The following is a 6,845-nucleotide window of genomic DNA, read 5'->3' on the forward strand; positions in this document are numbered from 1 at the left end:
CAGGTGCTGGCGCGCGAGCGGGTTCGTCTAAATGCGACTGATGGAAAGCAGGATGAGGCTGGGCCGGTGAACGTGAAGCGGGATCGTGCGGAACGAGCTGACAACGAAACCGCCGGCGTCAAGAAGTTGCCTGTACACCGAAGGCTGGCGAGTCAGACGAATGAGAGCCACGACAATGAGCAACACCGAGCAGGTCATCGCCAGGATGCCGCAACCGGCCATCAAGTCGTCCCCGAAGCTGAGCCATCCCCCATCGAAGCCGGAGGCGACGACGACGACGGCATCCGCACCAGCGCTGGCCACCATTTCGTTCGCACCGGTGAGGTACTCAGCTGGCGCTGAGGCGCCCGGTGCAGCGACGGCCATCTCATGCTCTGCGGCGACGCCGGCACCGGAAGAATGAGCGGCGAACAATCCGAGGAGCAGGGCAGCCGTGGCCAGAACCGACACGATCACGGAGCGGAAGACATGGCGTCGGGGACGTCCCGTGATCGGGGTATCGCGCAAAATCATGTCACCTCCAGGTCGAATCGGATTGGTTACGCACAGTTCGGGCCTCTCATACAGTACCCGATGGCCCGAGCGGCCGGCTGGGAGAACGGTGTCTAGCCGACCGGGGCGAGATCTCGGAGCTCACCCGAGGTCGCGTCGCGCACCGGCGTCGGCTCGGACAGCGGGCGGAATCCGCGGAGCCTGAGGCTGTTGCTCACCACGAAGACCGATGAGAGCCCCATGGCGGCGCCGGCGATCAGGGGGTTGAGCAGGCCGAGCATGGCCAGCGGGATCGCGGCGACGTTGTAGGCGAAGGCCCAGAACAGGTTGGCCTTGATCGTGGCGAGGGTGCGCCGGGACAGCCGGATGGCATCCGCGGCCGCCATCAGGTCGCTGCGAACGAGCGTCAGGTCGCTGGCCTCGATGGCGACATCGGTTCCGGTGCCCATCGCAATGCCGAGGTCGGCCGTGGCGAGGGCCACCGCATCGTTCACCCCGTCACCGACCATCGCGACGACCCGACCCTCGCGTTGCAGGGCCCGGACGGCCTCGGCCTTCTCGGCCGGGAGCAGCTCGGCCCGCACGTCGGTGATGCCCACTTCCGCGGCCACGGCGCGAGCCGCGCGCTCGTTGTCGCCGGTCAGCAGCACAGGTCGCAGGCCGAGGCGGCGGAAGGCGGCGATCGCGGCCGTGCTGCTCGCCTTGACCGTGTCGGACACGGCGAGGACGCCACGCGCTTGCCCGTCCCCGGCGACGGCGACCACGGTCTGCCCGAGCGACTCGAAGGAGGTGAGCGCGTCCGTGAGTTCCACCGGGAGCGTGATGCTCCACTCGTCGGCGAGCCAGCGCGGGCGGCCGACGAGCACGAGGTGCCCGTCGACGACGGCCTGGACGCCGAGGCCGTCCGTGGAGGCGAATGAATCCAACGGCGGCAGCGGGCCCAAACTGTGCTGTGCGCCCGCGACAATGGCCGCGGCGATCGGGTGCTCTGAGCCGGTCTCGGCGGCGCCGGCGAGACGCAGGAGCTCGTCTTCGGTCACGCCGACAGCGGGAATGGCGGCGACGAGGCCCATCCGGCCTGTGGTCACCGTGCCGGTCTTGTCAAGCACGATGGTGTCGACGCGGCGGGTGGACTCAAGGATCTGCGGCCCCTTGATCAGGATGCCCAGCTGGGCGCCGCGCCCGGTGCCGACGAGCAGGGCGGTCGGGGTGGCCAGCCCGAGCGCGCAGGGGCAGGCGATGATGAGCGTCGCCACGGCCGCCGTGAACGCCACGACCGGACCCGCGCCGATGAGGAGCCAGACCACGAGGGTGGCCAGGGAGAGGCCGATCACGATCGGCACGAAGATCGCCGACACTCGGTCGGCCAGGCGCTGCACGTCGGCCTTGCCGGCCTGCGCCGTCTCGACGAGGCGGCCGATCTGGGCGAGTTCGGTGTCCGACCCCACGCGGGTCGCCCGCACGACGAGCCGGCCGCCGGAGTTGAGCGTGGCGCCGACGACAACGGCGCCGGGGCCCACCTCCACCGGAACGGCCTCGCCGGTGAGCATGCTCGCGTCGACCGCGGAGTTGCCGTCGACGACCTCGCCGTCGGTGGCGATCTTCTCGCCGGGGCGCACGACGAACAGGTCGCCGACCACGAGCGAGGAGGTGGGGACCCTGGTCTCGACGCCGTCACGCAGCAGCGTGGCTTCTTTCGCGCCGAGTTCGAGGAGCGCCTGCAGCGCCGCGCCGGAGCGTTTTTTCGCCCTGGCCTCGAAGTAGCGTCCGGCCAGGATGAAGACGGTGACCGCGGATGCGACCTCGAGGTAGATCTCGTGCGCCCCACCGCCGCGGGTGGCGGTGAGGTTGAACGTCATCGTCATGCCGGTCATCCCGGCCGTTCCGAAGAACAGCGCGTAGAGCGACCAGCCCAGGGCGGCGAGCACGCCGATGCTGATCAGGGTGTCCATCGTCGCGGCGCCGTGGCGGGCGTTGACCCAGGCCGCGCGGTGGAACGGCCAGGCACCCCAGACCGCGACCGGCGCGGCGAGGGTGAGGGCCAGCCACTGCCAGTTCGTGAACTGCAGCGCTGGGATCATCGACATCAGCGCGACCGGCGTGGTGAGCGCCACGGAGATCAGCAGTCGCCGACGCAGGCTGTCCACCTCCGTCTCCGGCGAGGCCTCTGATGAGGCCTCCGGCGGGGCCGGCAGCTCGGCCCTGTAACCGGTCGCCTCGATGGTCGCAATCGCCTGCTCGACCGTGGTGCCATCCGGCACGAAGACGGTGGCCTTCTCGGTCGCGTAGTTGACCGAGGCCTCGACGCCGGGCATGCGGTTGAGCTTCTTTTCGATCCGCGCCGCACAGGACGCGCAGGTCATCCCGCCAACGACAAGTTCGACCTGCTGACCGCTCATCGGGCCGGGGTCACCAGCTCGTAGCCGGCCTCATCGATCGCGGCGGCGACCGCATCCGGGTCAAGTGCGCCGACGCTCGAGACGGTGACCTGGGAGACGCCGCCCGAGACGAGCGCGACCTCCACGTTCTTCGCGCCCTCGAGCTGGCTGAGTTCCTCCGTCACACTCTTCACACAGTGCCCGCAGGTCATGCCGGACACCTCGAAGATGCTCGTCGTCAGGCCGACGTTGGTCGAGGCGGCACCCGCTGGTGCGTGAGCATGCGTTCCGCAGGCGCAGGACGCGTCGGTCAGGCCAAGGTCATTCTGGTTGGTCGTGCACATCAGCAGTCCCTTTCGATCGGTGTTACCCCCCAGGGGTACATATCCACTATACCCCCGGATACCACCAGGGGGTATAGTTGTGTCATGAACGAATCGACCGAAGCGGCGGGCGCGACGCATACTGGCCCGCACGGGTACATCTCGAATAAAGACGACTACCTCAAGCGCCTGCGCCGGATTGAGGGGCAGGCCCGGGGACTGCAGGGCATGGTGACGGACGAGAAGTATTGCATCGACATCCTCACCCAGATTTCGGCGATGACGAGTGCCCTCCAGTCGGTGGCCCTGGGGCTTCTCGACGAGCACCTGAACCACTGCGTCGTGAATGCCGCCGCGGCTGGGGGCGACGAGGCGGACCTGAAGATGCGCGAGGCCTCGGCCGCGATCGCGCGATTGGTCCGCTCTTAGTCCCACCGCTCTGTTCATTGAACGAGCCCTTCGACGAAACGGGAGCAAGTCATGAAAGCGGAGATCCTCCACATCGACGATTGCCCCAGCTGGGAAGAAGCGGGTCGTCGCCTTCGCGTGGCATTGGACTCGACCGGCCATCAGGACACTGCCATCACGTACACGCTCGTTGCCTCATCCGCCGCGGCGGCGCAGGTGCCATTCGCTGGCTCTCCGACCATCCTCATTGACGGCACTGATCTGTTTCCCTCTGCTGGGCGCACCAACGACCTCGCGTGCCGGGTTTACATGACACCCGAGGGCCTCGCTGGCCGACCGACGCAAGGACAGCTTCAGGAGGCGCTGGCGTCTCATGGATGAGAAGGCGGAGATCCGTTGTTCCTGCTGTGGCCGTCCGTTCCCGCGCCGTCGTCTCCACGCGCTCGGAGACTCCGAGGCCTGCCGACGATGTGGCCTGTGGGTCGCCCTTCGACTCCACCCCGACCTCCGATAACCGATCCGACGCTCCGCGAAGCCGCGTCTGCATCGCGGACGACATTCTTGCCCCCTTGCGGTTTGGCTAAAAATTCAGCCTGAGGTGTAGCGCGATGCCCGCCGACCTCGCCTTCCGGGGTCGGCAGATAACAAGGGGCTTGGCGGCGACGAGGCATTCGGAAAGAACCATGTCCAACCGTCCCACAAGAGGTTCCCCTGAAGAAAGTGCGCGAATAGGGCGAAGATCGACGATTGCGCACTCGGGCCGTCCGATCGCGTCCCGGTTGCACGACCGAGATGGTCCTTGACTCACTTACGGCGAGTTGCTCATCGGCGGTGTCCAATCCCGCGCCGGGACACCGAGAAATTCCTCCGGCATCCGTGTTGCGCAATGGCCATCCAAAATGGCATCGGCTCCGAATACAGGTAAGCAGGGGTTTTCTCGCCCCGGCGAAGCCGGAGGCAATAATGGACACGAGCAAATTCACCACCACGCGACGGCGACTCTGGCCGTGGGCTGCCATTGCCGGTGTCGTGAGTGCCGGCGCATTCCTGGCGGTCGCCGAGCTGGTGGCGTTGCTCATCGCGCGCGACGGGAGCCCCATCCTGGGGGTCGGCTCGTTCGTCATCGACATCGTGCCGCAGTGGGCCAAGGAGTTCGCGATCCAGACCTTTGGATCGAACGACAAGCTATTCCTTCTGATCGGTCTCGGTGTCGGGATCGGGATCGCGGCAGCGGCCGCAGGGGTACTTGAATTCGTCCGCCCGCTGATCGGTGTCGCAGTCCTGGTCGTCGCCGGCGTCGCCTCGGTCGCCTCCGCAGTCACCAGAGCTGCGGCCACACCCTTCGCCTCCCTGCCGACCATCATCGGAACCGTGGCCGGCAGTGTGCTGCTGTATCTGCTGGCTCAACGACTGCGCTCGTGGCGCGACAGTGTGGCCGAACCGGATATGCAGCGTGCGGCCCTGGACCGGCGCGGCTTCATCCGCTTCGCGGCAACGGCAGGAGCGATCGCTCTCGTCGTCGGCGTCGGGGCGCGAGTTGTGAACGTTACCAGCTCGTCGATCGCCGGGATCCGTAAAGCCCTGAAGCTGCCGGCGCCGCGTTCGACGGTGACGATTCCAGCGGGCGCCGATCTGCGCATTCCGGGCATATCTCCGCTGTTCACGGCGAACAAGGACTTCTATCGAGTGGACACCGCGCTGAGCGTGCCATCCATCGATCCCGAAACGTGGCGGCTCACCATCGATGGCCTGGTCGACAAGCAGGTGAGCCTGAGCTTCGATGACCTCGTCGGGATGGGGCTCGACGAGTACGTGATTACGCTCACGTGCGTGTCGAACGAGGTCGGGGGCAACCTGGTTGGAAATGCGAAATGGCTGGGCGTGCCGATCCGCAACATCCTGAGCCTGGCATCGCCGAGATCGGGCGCCGACATGGTCCTGTCGCGCAGCGCCGACGGATTCACCGCCAGCACCCCGCTGTCGTCCCTGACCGACCCAGGCTTGAACGCGATCCTCGCGGTCGGCATGAACGGCGAACCGCTTCCCCTTGAGCACGGGTTCCCGGTGCGGATGGTCGTGCCCGGGCTCTACGGTTACGTGTCTGCCACCAAATGGCTCACCGAGCTGAAAGTGACGACGTTCGCGGCGGACACGGCGTATTGGACTCCCCGCGGGTACAGCGCGACGGCGCCGATCAAACTGTCGTCCCGCGTCGACACGCCCCGCATCAATAAGGCCATCGATCCGGGATCCACGAGGATCGCGGGCGTGGCGTGGGCGCAAACGGTCGGCATCGCAGGAGTCGAGGTGAACATCGATGACGGCGACTGGCAGCAGGCGACGCTGTCGACCCCGGTCAACCAGGACAGCTGGGTTCAGTGGTATCTGGACTGGAACGCATCCTCGGGCACCCACTATGTGGCTGTCCGGGCGACCGACAAGAACGGCAAGCTGCAAGAGCAGGAGCCCAGCCCGATCGCACCCAACGGTTCAACCGGCTGGCAGAAGACACTGATCCGGGTCAATTGATACGCGAACGGCTCAGACGATACTTCTTGCCCACATAGCCTCCAACTCGATCGGCGCGAAGGCGATCCGGTTGAGGTTCCGCGAATAGCCTGGACATTGAACTCGGTGCCCCGCCGAGCCGCTCAACAACCCATAGATGAATCCGAGTTCGTTGGCAAGCCCTTTGATGTCGGGGAAGCGCGAACTAGTCTCGTTCCAATGATTACCCTGACTTGTCCCGAATGCGGTTCCGGCGCTGTGGAGTTCGGAGCGTACTTGTCACATCCCGACCGTGGGCCGCTGGAATGGACCGACAAGTGCACGAGTGCATGGTGCGAATGGGAACACACCGGCATCGAGGTTTAGAGATTCACCAGCCCGCACTCGCTTTGCAGTCCACGGCATTCGTAGACGACACTCTTTTCCGCTTGCGGTTCCCATCTGGCAGTGAGCAGGTAGGGGCTACGGTCACGTCCCGCTGAGTGGTGGAGTTTCTCAACACCGTGCGGGTCAGTTGTTCTAGTGTAGGCGGCGGCGAGTTCGGGGAGGATCACCGCCTCATCGATGACCTCGACGGGGTTGTTCATGACGGCCAGCTCGAGCATCGAGGCCTCGGAGAAGTAGCGCCGTTCGCCGGCCTCCCACTCGTCGTGCTGCTCGATCAGGACCGACCCGGCCAGGCGCAGCAGAGCTGCGGCATTGGGGAACACACCGACGACGTCGGTGCGGCGTTTGA

Annotated in this window: 6 protein-coding genes and 1 pseudogene; 3 read left to right on the forward strand and 4 right to left on the reverse strand. The window is 66.3% G+C overall.

Going from position 1 to position 6,845, the window contains the following annotated elements:
* Nucleotides 1–27: 27 nt before the first annotated feature.
* The 3 genes from E3T54_RS13810 to E3T54_RS13820 form a co-directional block, all read right to left on the reverse strand.
* A complete protein-coding gene (locus tag E3T54_RS13810; protein WP_134476207.1) occupies nucleotides 28–513 on the reverse strand; it encodes a hypothetical protein in 486 nt (161 codons plus the stop codon).
* A 92-nt stretch (nucleotides 514–605) separates the two neighbouring features.
* On the reverse strand, nucleotides 606–2,891 hold the full coding sequence (locus E3T54_RS13815; RefSeq protein WP_134476208.1) for a cation-translocating P-type ATPase: 2,286 nt from the start codon (nucleotides 2,889–2,891) through the stop codon (nucleotides 606–608).
* Entirely contained in the window at nucleotides 2,888–3,214 is a 327-nt protein-coding gene (locus tag E3T54_RS13820) for a heavy-metal-associated domain-containing protein (RefSeq protein ID WP_134476209.1), read from the reverse strand. The genes E3T54_RS13815 and E3T54_RS13820 overlap by 4 nt, the downstream gene beginning before the upstream one ends.
* Before the next feature lie 84 nt (nucleotides 3,215–3,298).
* Between E3T54_RS13820 and E3T54_RS13825 the strand changes: the two genes are divergently transcribed.
* The 3 genes from E3T54_RS13825 (at nucleotide 3,299) to E3T54_RS13835 (ending at nucleotide 6,130) form a co-directional block, all read left to right on the forward strand.
* Nucleotides 3,299–3,622 (forward strand): metal-sensitive transcriptional regulator, encoded by a 324-nt coding sequence (locus E3T54_RS13825; protein ID WP_134476210.1) that lies wholly within the window; start codon nucleotides 3,299–3,301, stop codon nucleotides 3,620–3,622.
* A gap of 51 nt (nucleotides 3,623–3,673) precedes the next feature.
* Nucleotides 3,674–3,982, forward strand: coding sequence for a thioredoxin family protein (locus E3T54_RS13830; protein WP_134476211.1), 309 nt, complete (start codon nucleotides 3,674–3,676; stop codon nucleotides 3,980–3,982).
* Between the two features lie 582 nt (nucleotides 3,983–4,564).
* Nucleotides 4,565–6,130 carry a molybdopterin-dependent oxidoreductase gene (locus E3T54_RS13835; RefSeq protein ID WP_134476212.1) on the forward strand — a complete coding sequence of 522 codons (1,566 nt, stop codon included), beginning with the start codon at nucleotides 4,565–4,567 and terminating at the stop codon, nucleotides 6,128–6,130.
* A gap of 589 nt (nucleotides 6,131–6,719) precedes the next feature.
* On the opposite strand, the pseudogene E3T54_RS13840 reads toward E3T54_RS13835, so the two are convergent.
* Nucleotides 6,720–6,845: pseudogene (locus tag E3T54_RS13840) on the reverse strand (transposase); the annotation flags it as partial.

It is taken from the genome of Cryobacterium sp. Sr8 (assembly GCF_004403225.1).
GTDB classification, from domain to species: Bacteria; Actinomycetota; Actinomycetes; order Actinomycetales; family Microbacteriaceae; genus Cryobacterium; species Cryobacterium psychrotolerans.